This window comes from Salipiger mangrovisoli (assembly GCF_015223355.1).
Taxonomy (GTDB): Bacteria; Pseudomonadota; Alphaproteobacteria; order Rhodobacterales; family Rhodobacteraceae; genus Salipiger; species Salipiger mangrovisoli.
Window position 1 is genome coordinate 136,808 of sequence record NZ_JADFFK010000002.1, and the last position, 14,795, is coordinate 151,602.

12 protein-coding genes are annotated in these 14,795 nt (G+C 67.6%); 8 read left to right on the forward strand and 4 right to left on the reverse strand.

Going from position 1 to position 14,795, the window contains the following annotated elements; translation table 11 throughout:
- The first annotated feature begins 338 nt into the window (after positions 1 to 338).
- Positions 339 to 1,133, forward strand: a complete 795-nt coding sequence (locus IQ782_RS04095; protein ID WP_338092545.1) for a Hint domain-containing protein — start codon at positions 339 to 341, stop codon at positions 1,131 to 1,133.
- 52 nt (positions 1,134 to 1,185) lie between these two features.
- Here IQ782_RS04095 and IQ782_RS04100 read toward each other — a convergent pair whose 3' ends face one another.
- A complete protein-coding gene (locus IQ782_RS04100; RefSeq protein WP_194133346.1) occupies positions 1,186 to 1,878 on the reverse strand; it encodes a ZinT family metal-binding protein in 693 nt (230 codons plus the stop codon).
- Positions 1,879 to 2,073: 195 nt separating this feature from the next.
- Between IQ782_RS04100 and IQ782_RS04105 the strand changes: the two genes are divergently transcribed.
- Complete coding sequence (locus IQ782_RS04105; protein WP_240989083.1) at positions 2,074 to 2,508, forward strand: GNAT family N-acetyltransferase; 435 nt, start codon at positions 2,074 to 2,076, stop codon at positions 2,506 to 2,508.
- Positions 2,509 to 2,514: 6 nt separating this feature from the next.
- Here IQ782_RS04105 and IQ782_RS04110 read toward each other — a convergent pair whose 3' ends face one another.
- Positions 2,515 to 3,015: an SH3 domain-containing protein gene (locus IQ782_RS04110; protein WP_194133347.1), complete on the reverse strand. Its 501-nt coding sequence runs from the start codon at positions 3,013 to 3,015 to the stop codon at positions 2,515 to 2,517.
- A 106-nt stretch (positions 3,016 to 3,121) separates the two neighbouring features.
- Here IQ782_RS04110 and IQ782_RS04115 point away from each other — a divergent pair, with 106 nt between their 5' ends.
- The 3 genes from IQ782_RS04115 to IQ782_RS04125 all read left to right on the forward strand — a co-directional run bounded on the left by IQ782_RS04115 (position 3,122) and on the right by IQ782_RS04125 (position 6,030).
- On the forward strand, positions 3,122 to 4,108 hold the full coding sequence (locus IQ782_RS04115; RefSeq protein WP_194133348.1) for a 2-hydroxyacid dehydrogenase: 987 nt from the start codon (positions 3,122 to 3,124) through the stop codon (positions 4,106 to 4,108).
- Positions 4,109 to 4,144: 36 nt separating this feature from the next.
- A complete protein-coding gene (gene rfbD, locus IQ782_RS04120) occupies positions 4,145 to 4,999 on the forward strand; it encodes a dTDP-4-dehydrorhamnose reductase (RefSeq protein WP_194133349.1) in 855 nt (284 codons plus the stop codon).
- A 140-nt stretch (positions 5,000 to 5,139) separates the two neighbouring features.
- Positions 5,140 to 6,030 (forward strand): hypothetical protein, encoded by an 891-nt coding sequence (locus IQ782_RS04125; protein ID WP_194133350.1) that lies wholly within the window; start codon positions 5,140 to 5,142, stop codon positions 6,028 to 6,030.
- 76 nt (positions 6,031 to 6,106) lie between these two features.
- Here IQ782_RS04125 and IQ782_RS04130 read toward each other — a convergent pair whose 3' ends face one another.
- Positions 6,107 to 7,672, reverse strand: a complete 1,566-nt coding sequence (locus IQ782_RS04130; RefSeq protein WP_194133351.1) for a 2-isopropylmalate synthase — start codon at positions 7,670 to 7,672, stop codon at positions 6,107 to 6,109.
- A gap of 334 nt (positions 7,673 to 8,006) precedes the next feature.
- Here IQ782_RS04130 and IQ782_RS04135 point away from each other — a divergent pair, with 334 nt between their 5' ends.
- Positions 8,007 to 10,976: a calcium-binding protein gene (locus tag IQ782_RS04135; RefSeq protein WP_194133352.1), complete on the forward strand. Its 2,970-nt coding sequence runs from the start codon at positions 8,007 to 8,009 to the stop codon at positions 10,974 to 10,976.
- A 51-nt stretch (positions 10,977 to 11,027) separates the two neighbouring features.
- Here the strand turns inward: IQ782_RS04135 and epsE are convergent, their stop codons facing one another.
- Positions 11,028 to 12,239 carry an exopolysaccharide biosynthesis GT4 family glycosyltransferase EpsE gene (gene epsE / locus IQ782_RS04140; RefSeq protein ID WP_194133353.1) on the reverse strand — a complete coding sequence of 404 codons (1,212 nt, stop codon included), beginning with the start codon at positions 12,237 to 12,239 and terminating at the stop codon, positions 11,028 to 11,030.
- A 145-nt stretch (positions 12,240 to 12,384) separates the two neighbouring features.
- On the opposite strand from epsE, the gene IQ782_RS04145 reads away from it, so the two are divergent.
- Both IQ782_RS04145 and IQ782_RS04150 read left to right on the forward strand, forming a co-directional pair.
- Positions 12,385 to 13,251 (forward strand): glycosyltransferase, encoded by an 867-nt coding sequence (locus IQ782_RS04145; RefSeq protein ID WP_194133354.1) that lies wholly within the window; start codon positions 12,385 to 12,387, stop codon positions 13,249 to 13,251.
- Entirely contained in the window at positions 13,233 to 14,615 is a 1,383-nt protein-coding gene (locus IQ782_RS04150) for an oligosaccharide flippase family protein (RefSeq protein WP_194133355.1), read from the forward strand. The genes IQ782_RS04145 and IQ782_RS04150 overlap by 19 nt, the downstream gene beginning before the upstream one ends.
- Positions 14,616 to 14,795: the final 180 nt, after the last annotated feature.

The following is a 14,795-nucleotide window of genomic DNA, read 5'->3' on the forward strand; positions in this document are numbered from 1 at the left end:
TGCCGCTTGGTATCTTGAAATCAGCATACAAGAATAAAACGAGAGCAGGATTTCGGGACATGGCAACGGCCTCGCAAGGCACGTTTGTCGTCTCCTGGTCGCAGACGCGCATAGACGGCCTGAAGGCCGCACCGGCGTCATCCTTGCAAGTCGGGGCCTCCTGGGCCTGGTTTGGTGACATTGTACGGGTTGACGGGTCCTCGGACTCGTCTGGGGTTGACCGGGAAGACGCAGGGGCGGCACGTCGGGGACGCGCGGCGCTCAAGGTGCGCCAGTTGGTCGGGGAAGCGCTTGGCGGCGCGGTGCAGCCCTCTCAAGAGGGGAGCTCCGGGACTGCGGTGGCCTCCGATCCGAGCTTCGTCGTGACCGATGGGCTTCGCAGCTACTCGGTGACCCGGATCGACGTCGCGGACAGCCCGCACCCTCTGCTGATGTTTCTCGATGCGGTCCCGCCACGCGGCAAGGATCTCTGGGTGGTCCACCTGACATGTTCCGCGAGCCTGCGCCGGGATCACGCGATGCCCGACGAGGGTGGGGTGATCTGCTTCGCCTGGGGCACGCGCATTCTCACCGCGCGGGGGCCGAAGTCCGTCGAGACCCTGCGCGAGGGCGATTTGGTGCAGACCAAGGATGACGGGCTGCAACCGGTGCATTGGATCGGCAGCCGCCGGATGAGTGGCGCAAGGTTGCACGTGCTGCCCGAGCTGCGACCGGTGCGAATCCGCGCCGGGGCTCTTGGCATCGAACGCCCAGACGACGAGTTTCTTGTCTCGCCCGAGCACCGGATGGTTATCCGCGGGGCGATGGCGCGGGCCCTGTTCAACACCGACGAGGTGCTGGTGGCGGCCAAGCACCTGGTCAATGGCTCGACCATCTGCCGCGACCTGAGGGTGCGCGAGGTGACCTACGCGCACCTGCTGCTGCCGCGCCACGAGATCGTCTTTGCCAATGGCGTCGAGACCGAGAGCTTCCACCCTGCCAACACCTCCCTGTCGAGCCTTTCCGAAACCGACCGCGCGCGGCTCTTGGCGTTGTTGCCCGGCGTTGATCTGCGCCCGGCCGGCTATGGTGCCCATGCCCGGCGCAACCTGACATCGCGCGAGTCTGCGCTGCTGATCCAGCGCGCCGCGTGACCCTTTGCCGGCGCGGCCCGGTGGGCCGCGCCGGCGCGCGCGCTCGAAGCGATCAATGGGCGAGCATCTCCTCGACGATCTCTTCTGCGCTCAGGGCCGACGGGTAATAGGTCGGCCAATTTGTGACCTCCTCGAGCAGCGCCGCGCGGTCGTCACCCCAGTAGAGGTGGTAGTGGTCCGATGCTGCCGGAGCGATGCGATGGTCGCTGAACTGGATGTAGCCGGGTGCCTTCGCGTCCCCCGCGGTCTTGGCGAAGCCGAAGCGCACGCCGCGGTTGCCCTTTTCATAGGTCAGCACCTCGTAGCCGTCGCTCGCATAGGTTCCCGAAACGGACCCTTCGCCGGAGAAGAAGGTCACGGTGCTGCCCGCGATGGCAATGCGGTCGACGTCGGTCGCATAGCCGGTGCGGTAGTCGGCGGTATAGGCCTCGGCGCTCTTGTCGCCCTGTTCCGCCTTGTGCGCCATGACCGGTGCCAAGGCGCCGTTCTGCAGCAGCGGGTAGACCGATTGCCAGTCACCTTGCCAATCCGAAAGGGGCCGGTCGGCGATCTGCGCGTCCTCGAAGTGGCCGCGGTAGATCGCGTCGTCGCCGTGATCGTGGGGGCTGGTGTGGGCATGATCATGGTGGTCGTGGCCGGTGTCTTGGGCGGGTGCGGTGCCGGAGTCGGCCTGCGCGGCGGGCGCGTTGCAAAGCGCGGTTCCGAGCGCGAGGGCTGCAAGCAGCGCGGGGAGGGAGGTGTTCATCGGTCTTGGCCTTTCGCAGATGCCGCGCGGAGCGGCTGATTCTGTTATGTGATAACATAACAATATCCACCTAGGCCATGTTGCGATTGTCGGCAACCGCGGCATTTGCGCAGGGGTCGCGGTGCGGCGGGGTCCCCTTTGCCCGCGGCCCGTGCCCGGCTAAGACATCACCGGGACTCGAGAGGAGAAAGATCGATGCAGATCACGCGGCGTCTCGCCACGCCAGCCGATGCGCAGGCACTTGCCGAGTTGCGGGCCGAGGCGATGCGGCCGAGCCTCGAGGCGATCCAGCGGTTCGACCCGATACGCGTGCGCCGGCGCTTTCTTGATGGTTTCGCGCCAGAGGACACGACGCTGCTGCTTTGCGATGACCGGCTGGCCGGCTTCTACGTGCTGCGCAGGCGGCCGCACGAACACTATCTGGATCACTTCTACCTGGGGGCGGGGTTTCGCGGGACCGGCCTCGGGCGCAAGATCATCGCCGGTCTCCAGCAGGGCGCGCGCGAGGCGCGCATGCCGATCCGCCTCATGGCGCTGAAGGGCAGTCCGGCGAATGATTTCTACCGGACCTGCGGTTTCGAGCTCGTGGGCGAGGAACCGCTCGACCTGGTCTATCGCTGGCAACCCTGAGCGGGGTTACTCGAGGATCTCATCCGCATCGACGCCCCAGACCGCAGCCTTGGGTGCCCAGCCCTCGTAGCCCCCGGCGGACAGCTCGCACCAGTCCTTTTCGCAATGCTCGAGATGCGCGATGACACCGACCGCCAGTTTGGCCTCGACCGGGGTGCCCGCATCGGGACGCTGGTGCAATTCGAGCATGTCCTCCTCGACCAGCACGGTGCGCACCCCCGACAGCAGCGCGTAGTGGATCCAGCCGCCCGCGCCGTCCTTGTCGCGTACCCGGCGCCAGTGTCCGTATTCGGCGATGATCTCCAGCGGCATGTCGCGCCGCGTGTAGACCCAGTCGATGCGATGGGTGAGCGACGGGCCGCGCCGGGCGTTGCCCTCGCTTGTCTTGAGCGACACGTACCGCGGCAGCGGCAGGTTGGTGACCGGCCCGCGCTCTTCGGCCGCCTGCGCGGCCGTGCCGCAGAGCAGGGCGGCAAGCAGCCCCGCCAACACAGAAGTCCTGACCATCGTGTCTGTCCTGCTCGAGATTTTACGCCGGGGTTCTTGTGCCCCGTGCATGCTTGCGACAGTGTGCCAAAGCGCAGAGCGTAAGGAAAGGGAGGCCCTGACCGGAATGCCGCAGAAACGCCTGACTGTTGTCGTCACGCGACGTTTGCCGGAGGTGGTTGAAACCCGCCTGAGCGAGCTTTTTAACGTCAAGCTGCGTACCGACGACCTCGCGATGACTCGCGCGGAATTGACCGCGGCGATGGCCGAGGCCGACGTGCTGGTGCCGACGCTGACCGACCAGATCGACGCCGGGCTGATCGCTCAGGCGGGGCCGCGACTCAAGCTGATCGCCAACTATGGTGCGGGTGTCGACCATATCGACGTGGAAACCGCGCGGGCGCGGGGCATCATGGTGTCGAACACGCCGGGGGTCATGACCGACGATACCGCCGACATGGTGATGGGCCTCATGCTGGCGGTGATGCGCCGCATGCAGGAGGGGCTTGCCACCATGCAGGAGGGCAACTGGGCCGGATGGGCACCGACCGCCTTCCTCGGCACGCGGCTCGGCGGAAAGCGGCTCGGCATCCTCGGGATGGGGCGGATCGGTCAGGCGGTGGCACGGCGCGCCTCGGCCTTCGGCATGCAGATCCACTACCACAACCGCCGCCGCCTGCGCGAAGAGACCGAGGAGTCGCTCGAGGCGACCTACTGGGAGAGCCTCGACCAGATGGTGGCGCGGATGGACGTGGTGTCGGTCAACTGCCCGCACACCCCCTCGACCTTCCACCTGCTGAACGCCCGGCGGCTGCGGCTGATGAAACCCTCGGCGGTGCTGTTGAACACCTCGCGCGGCGAGGTGATCGACGAGGCGGCGCTGACCCGGATGCTGAAGGCGGGCGAGCTGGGCGGTGCCGGGCTCGACGTCTATCAGCACAAGATCAAGGGCAACCCCGAGCTGGTGAACATGCCCAACGTGGTGATGCTGCCGCATATGGGCTCGGCGACACTCGAGGGGCGAATCGAAATGGGCGAAAAGGTGATCATCAACGTCAAGACCTTCGCTGACGGGCACCGCCCGCCGGATCAGGTCGTCCCGGCGATGCTCTGAGACTGACCCCGACACACTGACTAACATGGATAAAAGATGCGGATACTGATGTTCGGCAGGACGGGGCAGGTGGCGCGCGAGCTGCAGCGCCGCACCCCGGTGGTGGCCCTCGGGCGGGACGAGGCGGATCTGACCGATCCAGCCGATTGTGCCGAGGCGGTACGGGCCGAGGCTCCCGACGTGGTGATCAACGCCGCCGCTTACACCGCGGTGGATCTGGCCGAGAGCGACGAGGTCACCGCCGCGCAGGTCAACGGCGAGGCCCCCGGTGCCATGGCGCAGGCCTGCGCCGACCTGGGCATTCCCTTCATCCATATCTCGACCGATTACGTCTTCGACGGCTCGGGCGACACGCCCTTCACGCCCGATGCCCCGACCGGGCCGCTCGGTGCCTATGGCCGCTCCAAGCTGGCCGGCGAGGCGGCGGTGCGCGCCGCGGGTGGTACCCATGCGATCATCCGCACCAGCTGGGTGGTTTCGGCGCATGGCAAGAACTTCGTGAAGACCATGCTCAAGCTCGGTGCCGAGCGCGACCGGCTGACCATCGTCGCCGACCAGGTGGGCGGGCCGACCCCGGCCGCCGACATCGCCGAGCTATGCCTTGCCGCCGCGGAACAGCTGATCGCCGCACCGGAGAAATCGGGCACCTACCACCTGTCCGGCGGGCCGGACGTCAGCTGGGCCGATTTCGCCCGCGAGATCTTCGCCCAGGCGGGCATCGACTGCGAGGTGGTGGACATCCCCAGTTCCGAGTTCCCGACGCCAGCCAAGCGCCCGGCAAACTCGCGGCTGGACACCAGCGCGACCGAGGCCGCCTTCGGCCTGCCGCGCCCGGACTGGCGGGTGGGCCTGTCTGCCATCCTCAAGGAGCTCAAGGCCGAACAGGGCTGATCCCGCAGGGCCCCGAAAACTAGCCGCAACTTCATGTAAAAACGCGAGAAATGTCCACTTTGCGGCCATGATATCGCGCCTCTTCTGCCGTGCGTCCGTACCAATGTGGCGGCAACGCAATGATGCGGATGAGGTGACCCATGGAACGGATACAGGAACGTGGCCTGTCCTCCTGGCAGGCCTGGGGTATGGGCAATGGCGTCCACTCTCCCGAAACGGCTCAGGACTTGGCGCTGGTGGACGCGGGCATCGCCACGGGCGTCTTCGGATACGCGAACATCGAGGGAGGCTTCAGCGGGGCCTCCGAAGCGCTCGACGCATCGCAGCTCGCGGCGCTCCATGCCGAGGATGCGCTGGCGCATGAACAGGCGATGCTGTCGCAGGGGCGGAAATCGAAGCTGGCGCTGCTGCGCGGCGAGGCGGATGGCAGCGTTCGCGGCCTGCGCAATGCGGTGATCAGCATCGGCCATTGGATCGATATCGGGCACGCGCCGGAGGATGCGGTCGCCGCCCCGACTGTCGCAAGCTATGCCGAAAGCTGGCGAATCGGCTGGACCGAGCGTCTGCCGGAGATCATGCAGCTATCGGTGGACGGCCCGCTCGAGGACATGGGACTCGAAGAGACGGGCCACGTGCCGGAGAGCGAGCCGGTGCCGGATCCGTTCGAGCCTGGCGAAACCGCAGCGCTTGATCTCTCGGGGCAGGGGCCGTCACAGGAAGGGCGCGCCTTTCTCGCCGAGATGATGGCCGAGGAGGACGAGCCCGAGGCGTTCATCTTTGCCTCGCAGCCGGAGCCCATGCCCGTTCTGGCCGGGGTCGGCGCGCAGGGTGCAGCGGGGGAACTTGCGCAACACGAAGTCATGTTTGTCGAAAGCCAGTATGCCGCCCTGCACGGGGCGCTCTATGATGGCGATGCGGCCTGGGACTGGCGGCTCGACGGGTCCGACCACGAAGAGGCCCGGTTTGGAGCGCATGGCGAAGGGCATGGGCACTCGGCGCATCAGCTCGGCTACGACGGGCACTTTGTCTGATGCAGCCCGAGGCAGGAAAAAGCCCGCTCCTTCGAGAGCGGGCTTTCGTTTCGTCATGACAGGGCGCTGAGGCGGGTCAGCCCACGTCCTTGTAGCTGATTTCCTTCTGGTCGCTGCCGGTCTTGCTGCGGCGCACGTGCAGGCGGTTGAGCGCGTTCACATAGGCCTTGGCCGAGGCGTAGACCGTGTCGGTGTCAGCCGACTGGCCGGTGGCGATCTTGCCATCCTCTTCCAGACGCACGGAGACGGTGGCCTGCGCGTCGGTGCCCTCGGTCACCGCGTTCACCTGATAAAGTTGCAGACGGGCCGAGTTCGGGTAGAGCGCGCGCACGGCCTTGAAGGTGGCGTCGACCGGGCCGTCGCCTTCCATCACGCAGGACTTCTCTTCGCCGCCCACTTCCATCTCGAGTGTTGCCTCGGCCGGACCGCCGGTGCCGCAGACGACCTTGAGCGAGACGATCTCGAGGTGATCCGCGCCATCGGTCATCGCCGCCGTCACCAGCGCGAGGATGTCCTCGTCGAAGACCTCCTTCTTGCGGTCGGCAAGGTCCTTGAACCGCACGAAGATGTCCTTGAGCTGGTTGTCCCCCACCTCGACACCAAGGTCCTTGAGCTTGGCACGGAGCGCGGCGCGGCCCGAGTGCTTGCCAAGCGGCAGCGAGGTGCCCGCAAGACCCACGTCCTCGGGACGCATGATCTCGAAGGTCTCCTTGTTCTTGAGCATGCCGTCCTGATGGATGCCCGACTCGTGGGCAAAGGCGTTCTTGCCGACGATCGCCTTGTTGAACTGCACCGGGAAGCCCGAGACCGTCGCGACGCGGCGCGAGATGTGCATGATCTTGCGGGTGTCGATCTTCGTCTCGTACGGCATGATGTCGCCGCGCACCTTGAGCGCCATCACCACCTCTTCGAGCGCGGTGTTGCCCGCCCGCTCGCCAAGGCCGTTGATCGTGCATTCGATCTGCCGCGCACCGGCCTCGACGGCGGCAAGGCTGTTGGCCGTCGCCATGCCAAGGTCGTTGTGGCAGTGGGTCGCGAAGATGATGTCATCCGCGCCCGGCACCCGCTCGAGCAGCATCTTGATGAGGTCCGCCGATTCGCGCGGGGCGGTGTAGCCCACGGTGTCGGGGATGTTGATCGTAGTGGCGCCGGCCTTGATGGCGATCTCGACCACGCGGCAGAGGTAGTCATGCTCGGTGCGGGTCGCGTCCATCGGCGACCACTGCACGTTGTCGCAGAGGTTGCGCGCGTGGGTCACCGTCTGGTGGATGCGCTCGGCCATCTCGTCCATCGTGAGGTTCGGGATGGCGCGGTGCAGCGGCGAGGTGCCGATGAAGGTATGGATGCGCGGGCGGGCGGCGTGTTTCACCGCCTCCCAGCAGCGGTCGATGTCGTTGATCTGTGCGCGGGCAAGGCCGCAGATCACCGAGGTTTTCGCGCGCTCGGCGATCTCCGAGACGGCGCGGAAGTCGCCCTCGGAGGCAATCGGGAAGCCCGCTTCGATGATATCGACACCCATCTCGTCGAGCAGCTCGGCGATCTCGAGCTTCTCGTCATGGGTCATGGTCGCGCCGGGCGACTGTTCGCCGTCACGGAGGGTCGTGTCGAAGATGTACACGCGGTCTTTGGCTTGATCGGTCATTTTTCGGATCTCTTGAGTCGTCGTCCTGGAAAGGGTTCGCCGGCGCGAAACGGTCCTCCTCTGAGCGGTCGCGCCGAGATGCGCGCTCAGAGGCGGATTAGGACTAGACGCAGGCCAAGCGCAACCGGTGCGCGAAGCGCACGTGCAGCAGCAGGAATTTGGCCAAGTGTCATCATGGCGGCGACTATACGCGCGGCGAAAGAAATGAAAACCGCAAAAGCCGTTCTTCTGACGGAAAATTATGCTGCGCCGCAGAAGCCTGCCGCGCGCCGCTTGAGTGGTCGGGCCGGGTGCCCATATGCTCCGGGGAAGGTATTTGGTTCAGGGGAGTTTCATGGTCGGGCGTTTACTCAGGGCGGCAATTCTGGCCGCCGGCTGGCCGTTGGCAGCCCTCGCGCAGGAGGGGGAGCGCCCGGCGCGCGAGGTCTATGTCTTCGGGAATTCACTGGTGCATTTCCTTGGGCAGGAAGCCCATAGCAACACGCCCTACTGGCTCTCGCAGCTGGCCCAGGCGGATGGCGCGAGCCTTGCCCTGGACGGGCAGTGGGGATTCCTGCGCGACTTCTCCGACGGGCTGCCGCCAGTGCCGAACTGGACCATCCCCGGCGTCGCGAACAATTGGGATCCGGGCCGCGGCGCCTTTGGGGACGCGGGCTATGACGCCGTGCTGATCACCCCGGCAAACTTCCTGCAATACCAGGGGGCCGATGCTCCCTATCCCGGCAACAACCCCTCGGGCACCAGCCCGATGGACGCGATTCTCACCGTCGCCGACTGGGTCGAGGGCCACGCCCCCGGCACGCCGCTGTGGATCTACGAGGGCTGGCCCGACATGGCTTCGGTCGCGGGCGACTTCCCACCCTCGGCGCGGGGGATGCGGCGCTACCACGCGTACACGCTTGCGGCTTACGGAGTCTGGTACGACGATCTTCTGGAGAAGCTGCGGGCCGCACGCCCCGAGCGGCCGGTGCAACTCGTTCCCGTGGCGCGGGTGATGTCGGACCTGCTGGGCGAGGGCGGGCTGTTGCAGGACATGCCGGTCGAGGCGCTTTATGTCGATGACGCGCCGCATGGCACCGCCTCGCTCTACTTCCTCGCTGCCATGGTCAGCTACAGCGCGCTCTACGCCGCGCCGCCGCCGGAAGGGTACAGACCGCCGCCCGAGATCGACCAGGCCATCGCCTCCGCCTATCCACAGATCGCCGGGCGCGTTTGGCAGCTGGTCTCGGCGCTGCTGCCCGAGCAGCGCGCCGCGGCGGCGGCGCCTCGGCCCGAGACCGCGCAGCAAGCGCAGGCTCCCGCCGCCGGGGCGCCCCTGCCTCCGCGCCCCGATCTGGCGCTGCCCGAGCCCGGCGCCCGGCCCGAAGGGCCCCCGGCGCTGGCGATGGGACTCAACGGGTTGTCGGACTGGTCCACCCAGCACCCCTTCGTAGACCTGATGAAGTCCGCGCGCCCCTGGATCGGTCACCTGCCGGGTCAATGGGGCGGGGTCGAGATCGACGCGCTGCGCGCGCTTGGCGCGCTCGACGCGGAGGGCTGGCCGCTGCGCATACCCGAAGGGGTCGAGCGGCTCGAGGCCCTGCTGCTCACCGACCAGCCCGAGGCCGCCTCGCATCTGCGCGGCACCTACGTGGTGCTCTGGACGGGCAAGGGCGATCTGCAGATCACCGGCCGCGCCAGCCGGGTGCGGATGGAAGAGGGGCGCGCGCTTTTCGACTATGCGCCGGGCGAGGGCTCGGTCGGGATCTCGCTCTCGTCCATCGATCCCGAGGATCCGATCCGCGACATCCACGTGCTGCGCGAGGATCAGGTCGCGCTCTTCGAAGCCGGGGCGCTGTTCAATCCCGAGTGGCTGGCGCGCGTCCACGACCTGCGCAGCCTGCGCTTCATGGACTGGATGATGACCAACGGCTCTCCGGTCCAGCATTGGGACGACCGCCCGCGTCTCGGCGATGCGACATGGACCGCCTGGGGTGTGCCGCCGGAGGTGATGATCGCCCTGGCCAACCAGGTCGGCGCCGACCCGTGGTTTACCCTGCCGCACATGGCGGATGATGACTATGTCCGGCGCTTCGCCGAGTTGGTGAAGGCGCGGCTCGATCCGGGGCTCAAGGCCTATGTCGAATATTCGAACGAGGTCTGGAACCACATTTTCCCGCAGGCGCAATGGGCGGCGCAGCAGGCCGAGGCGCGCTGGGGCCGCTCGGAATCGGGCTGGATTCAGTTCTACGGGTTGCGCGCGGCGCAGGTCATGGACATCTGGACCGAGGTCTTCGGCGACAGGGCGAGTGACCGGCTGGTGCGGGTGATCTCGACCCATACCGGCTGGCCGGGACTCGAGGAGCAGATCCTCACCGCGCCGCTCGCCTACCTGACGCTCGGCCGCGCGCCGCGCGAGAGTTTCGACGCCTACGCGGTGGCGGGCTATTTCGGCTACGAGTTGGGCGGCGAGGAGATGGCGGGCCAGATGGATGACTGGCTGTCGCGCGCCGAGATGCAGGCGCAGGAAGAGGGCGAGGCGCAGGGGCTGCGCCGCGTCGCGCTGCGCGAATACGTCAAGCGCCACAGATATGATGCCGCCATGCTGCCGGTGGCCATGGCGCTGCAGGAAGGCTCGCTGGCCGAGCTGACCGGCGAGATCTTCCCCTATCACGCCGGTGTGGCCGAAACCGCCGGTCTGCGGCTGGTGATGTACGAGGGCGGCACCCATGTGGCGGCGCAGGCCGAGCGGGTGCAGGACGAGCGGCTTACCGGCTTCTTCGAGGTGTTCAACTACAGTCCCGAGGTGGCCAAGCTCTACGAGCAGTTGCTGACCGGCTGGATCGGCGCGGGGGGCACGCTGTTCAACGCCTTCGTCGATGTCGCCCCGGCCTCGCAATGGGGCAGCTGGGGGGCGCTGCGGCACCTCGACGATGCCAACCCGCGCTGGGACATGCTGATGAGCTACAATGCCTCGGCCCCGACCGCATGGGAAGAGCGCGCCGAAGGGACCTTCGACGACGGCCTGCTGGCGCGCGCCGCGCCGGAGGGTGAGCGTCTTGACGGCAGCGCGCGCCCGGATGTCCTGCTCGGCGGGGCGGGGGACGACCTGCTGGCGGGGCAGGGCGGCGATGACAACCTGCACGGCGGTCCGGGCCGCGACCGGGCGCTGCTGCCGGGCGCGCGCGGGGATTACGCCTTCGGCCGCGATGCCGAGGGGCGGCTGATCGCCGAGGGGCCAAAGGGGCAGGTGACGCTCTTCGCGGTCGAGACGCTGGAATTCGAGGACTCGCCCGGACTCGAGCTGCCCGCCGCCGGGCTCTGACCGGCAACTCTCTTCGAAGAGAGTTGCAAAAGCCTTCGAAGGCTTTTGCCCCTACCCCTGGCGTGCGCGCAGGATTTCCTCGACCAGGGTCTCCGCCCCGAGGCTGGCGCGGAAGTCCCGCTCGACCCGCGCCCGGCCCGCCGCACCGAAGCGTGCCGCGCTCTCGGGATTCTGCGCCAGTTCGCGGATCGCCCGCGCCAGCGCCGTCGGGTCTTTCGGAGCGACCAGCTTGCCGGTGTGGCCGTCGTCGATCAGCTCGCGCACCCCGCCCCCATCGGTGCCGATGACCGGCACGCCGCAGGCCATCGCCTCCATGTAGGCGACGCCGAGCGGCTCGTGCCAGGAGGCCAGCACGAAGACATGCGCCGCCAGCAACTTGTCGTGCACCGCGCTGGCGTCGATCGCACCGAGCAGCTTCACGTGGTCCTGCAGCCGCAGCCGGCGCAGCTGCGCTTCGAGTTCGGTGCGATAGCCGGTGCCGCCGGCGTCATCCTCGCCTGCGATCTCCAGCCGCACGTCGACGCCCTGGTCGAGCAGCTGGCGCATGGCCGACATCAGGTCCTGATGGCCCTTCACCACGTTGAGCCGTCCGCAGGAGAACAGCCGCAGGGGCCGGCCCTTTTCGGGCGGCACGTAGGGCGCAGCGCGGCGCAGCATGTCGGTGTCGACACCCATCGGGCGGATCACCAGCCGCGGCGGCAGGTGCCCGGCCAGCGCCTCGTGCACCTGCTCGGTGAGCTTGCGGGTGATCACCGTGGCGAAGGCGGCATCGCGCCACTTCACCCTCTGGCCCGGTCCGTAATCCGACAGTGGGCCGTGCAGCGTCAGCGAGTACCGCGGCCCGCCCAGCCTCTGCGCGAGGTTGGCGACCAGCGCCGCGCGGGCGCAGCTGTGCACGTGGATATGGTCGAGCCCATGTTCGGCGGCATGGGTCCGCAGCGCCTCGGCAGCCGTGAGCGTCAGCACGGTATCGCGGGCAAAGCGCGGCCCCTCGCGCAACAGGTCGCGCGGCAGCCCGCGCGGCAGCAGGCGCGCGAGCGTAGTGGCTGCCGCCAGCGGGCGGATCTCGCCAAGGTATGTGGTGCGGGCGATGGCCTGCTTGGACCAGCTGTGGGCGATCAACCCGGTCGGCGGAACGCGGGTCGACAGAAGGTGCACCGTGTGGCCCATCGCCTCCAGTGCCTCGATTTCGCGCCAGAAGAAGATATGGGTCTGCCCTGGGAACTGGGGCACGAGATACCCGATCCGAAGTTTCTGCGGCACAGAGCCCCCCACGCGCCGAGCAGACAGGCCCGCCCGGCAATAAAAACACACATTGCTTCAAATCATTCTTTGGCCACAGTTTGCTGGCAAAGCTACCCTGTCCTGGTGCATGGATTATGCATGTGTGTCGTCCTTGGTACGGATCATGGCGTCTGACGAATCTCGCGTAACTAGCAGCCCCTCCCTTGCCGTGATCCTGCCCGCCAGCAACGAAGGCGCGCTGATCGGTGCGTGTCTCAAGGCGCTCCTGGCCTCGGACTGGCCCGGCGCGCTGCCCGCGCCCGAGGTCATCGTCGTCGCCAATGGGTGCCGGGATGACACCGCCGCCCGCGCCCGCGCCCTCGAGGATGACTTTGCGTCACGCGGCTGGAGCCTGCGGGTGATCGAACGCGCCGAGGGCGGCAAGCTCGCCGCGCTCAATGCCGGAGATGCCGAGGCACGGGCAGGGAGCCGAGTCTATCTCGACGCCGATGTGACGGTCAGCCGGCCGCTCCTGTCGCAGATCCACGCGGCGTTGTCCCGGCCTGGCGCGCGCTATGCCAGCGGCCGGCTGCGCATCACCGCCCACGGCTGGGCCGCCCGCGCCTATGCCCGCAGTTGGCGGCAGGTGCCCTTCATGACCGGCGGTGTTCCTGGCTGCGGCGTCTTCGCGGTCAATGCCGAGGGTCGTGCCCGCTGGCAGGAGTTCCCCGACATCATCTCGGACGACACGTTCGTGCGGCTGAGCTTCACCCCCGCAGAGCGCGTTTCGGTGGCGGCCCATTACGAATGGCCGATCGCCGAGGGGCTGGCGGCACTGGTCCGCGTGCGCCGCCGCCAGGACGCGGGCGTCGCGCAGGTCGGCGCGCTTTACCCTCGGCTTCTTGGCAATGACGACAAGCTGCCGCTCTCGATGTCCGGCAAGCTGCGCATGGCGCTGCGCGATCCGATCGGCTTTGCCGTCTATTCCGGTGTGGCGCTGCTGGTGCGGCTGACCCCGCAGGGCCGACCCGAATGGAGCCGCGGCCGGTGACAACCACCCTGATCCAGCGCTTCTCGGGCGCCTCTCTGGGCGCGCGCGTGCTGCGCAGCTCGCTGCTGACCGTGGGCAGCTTCGGTTTCAGCCAGGCGCTGCGACTGGGCGGCAACCTGATCCTGACGCGGCTGCTGTTCCCCGAGGCCTTTGGCCTGATGGCACTGCTCACGGTCTTCCTGATGGGGTTGATGCAGTTCTCGGACGTGGGAGTCACCCCGGCGATCCTGCAAAGCAGGCGCGGCGACGACCGCGATTTCCTCGACACTGCCTGGACCATCCAGGTGCTGCGCGGCATCGGGCTGTGGCTCACCGCCTGCGCGTTTGCCTGGCCGATGGCCGCCTTCTACGACCAGCCGCAGCTTCTCCAGCTTCTGCCCGTTGCGGGGCTGGCGCTGCTGATCGTCGGCTTCCGCCCGACCCGCATGGACAGCGCCAACCGTCACCTGCGGCTCGGCCGCGTCACCCTGCTGGAACTGGCCACGCAGACGCTCGGCGTTGTCAGCGCTGTGCTTCTGGCCTGGGCCACCGGCTCGGTTTGGGCGCTGGTGATCTCGGGGCTGATCAGCAGCCTCTTCGAGGTGGTGGCCAATTCGGCTTTTCTGGCCGGCGGGCGCAACCGCTTCCGCATGGAGGCGGAGGCACGGCACGAGCTGGTGAATTTCGGAAAGTGGATCTTCCTGTCGACCGTCTGCGGTTTCTTCTTCAGCCAGGGCGACAAGATCCTGATCGGCAAGTACCTCAGCCTCGAAGCCTTCGGGGTCTACAACATCGGCTATTTCCTTGCGTCCTTCCCGATGCTGCTGGGCGGCATGGTCACCCGCAAGGTGCTGATCCCGATCTACCGCGAGAGCCCGCCGCGGGCGAGCCGCGAGAATTTCCGGCGCCTGCGCAAGATGCGCTTCGCCGTCACCGGTCCGCTGCTGCTGCTGGTTGCCAGCTTCGGGCTCTGCGGCCATTGGCTTGTCACCCTGATGTACGATTCGCGCTACCTTGCCGCCGGTGCGGTGACCGTGATCGTCGCCTGCATGCAGATGCCGCAGATCGTGGTGCAGACCTACGATCAGGCGGCGCTGGCGGCGGGTGACAGCCGCAGCTTTTTCGTGCTGGCGCTGACGCGGGCGGTGCTGATGATCGGCTGCATCCTCGTCGGTCTCGAGACCTACGGGCTGATCGGCGCGCTGCTGGGCTACGGGGCGGCCTTCCTGCTGGCCTATCCGGTTGTGGTCTGGCTGGCGCGGCGCATGGGGGTCTGGGACCCGTTGCATGATCTCGTCTTCGCGTTGCTCGGCGCGGCGCTGGCGCTTGTCGCGATCTCGCTCAACTGGTCCGCGGTGACCGCGCTGGCGGCGCAGGGCGGCTGATTGCTTCACCAGTGCGTGACGACGTGTCCCGGCGCAGACAGCGCAGATCTCGCCTGATAGACTCTGCTCGGATGGACAGTGCCGCCGCCAGGCCGATGTTTGTTTCCAGCCAGGGCGCGCCTTCCCGGATTGCGCCCAATTTTCTCCGTATTCAGACTTTACGGAGCGAGACATCGCGGG

Excerpts from the sequence above, each read along its gene's own strand:
- IQ782_RS04100 (WP_194133346.1), bottom strand. The coding sequence starts at position 1,878 with ATGAACACCTCCCTCCCCGCGCTGCTTGCAGCCCTCGCGCTCGGAACC.
- IQ782_RS04105 (WP_240989083.1), top strand. The coding sequence starts at position 2,074 with ATGCAGATCACGCGGCGTCTCGCCACGCCAGCCGATGCGCAGGCACTT.
- IQ782_RS04110 (WP_194133347.1), bottom strand. The coding sequence starts at position 3,015 with ATGGTCAGGACTTCTGTGTTGGCGGGGCTGCTTGCCGCCCTGCTCTGC.
- IQ782_RS04115 (WP_194133348.1), top strand. The coding sequence starts at position 3,122 with ATGCCGCAGAAACGCCTGACTGTTGTCGTCACGCGACGTTTGCCGGAG.
- rfbD (WP_194133349.1), top strand. The coding sequence starts at position 4,145 with ATGCGGATACTGATGTTCGGCAGGACGGGGCAGGTGGCGCGCGAGCTG.
- IQ782_RS04125 (WP_194133350.1), top strand. The coding sequence starts at position 5,140 with ATGGAACGGATACAGGAACGTGGCCTGTCCTCCTGGCAGGCCTGGGGT.
- IQ782_RS04130 (WP_194133351.1), bottom strand. The coding sequence starts at position 7,672 with ATGACCGATCAAGCCAAAGACCGCGTGTACATCTTCGACACGACCCTC.
- IQ782_RS04135 (WP_194133352.1), top strand. The coding sequence starts at position 8,007 with ATGGTCGGGCGTTTACTCAGGGCGGCAATTCTGGCCGCCGGCTGGCCG.
- IQ782_RS04145 (WP_194133354.1), top strand. The coding sequence starts at position 12,385 with ATGGCGTCTGACGAATCTCGCGTAACTAGCAGCCCCTCCCTTGCCGTG.
- IQ782_RS04150 (WP_194133355.1), top strand. The coding sequence starts at position 13,233 with ATGGAGCCGCGGCCGGTGACAACCACCCTGATCCAGCGCTTCTCGGGC.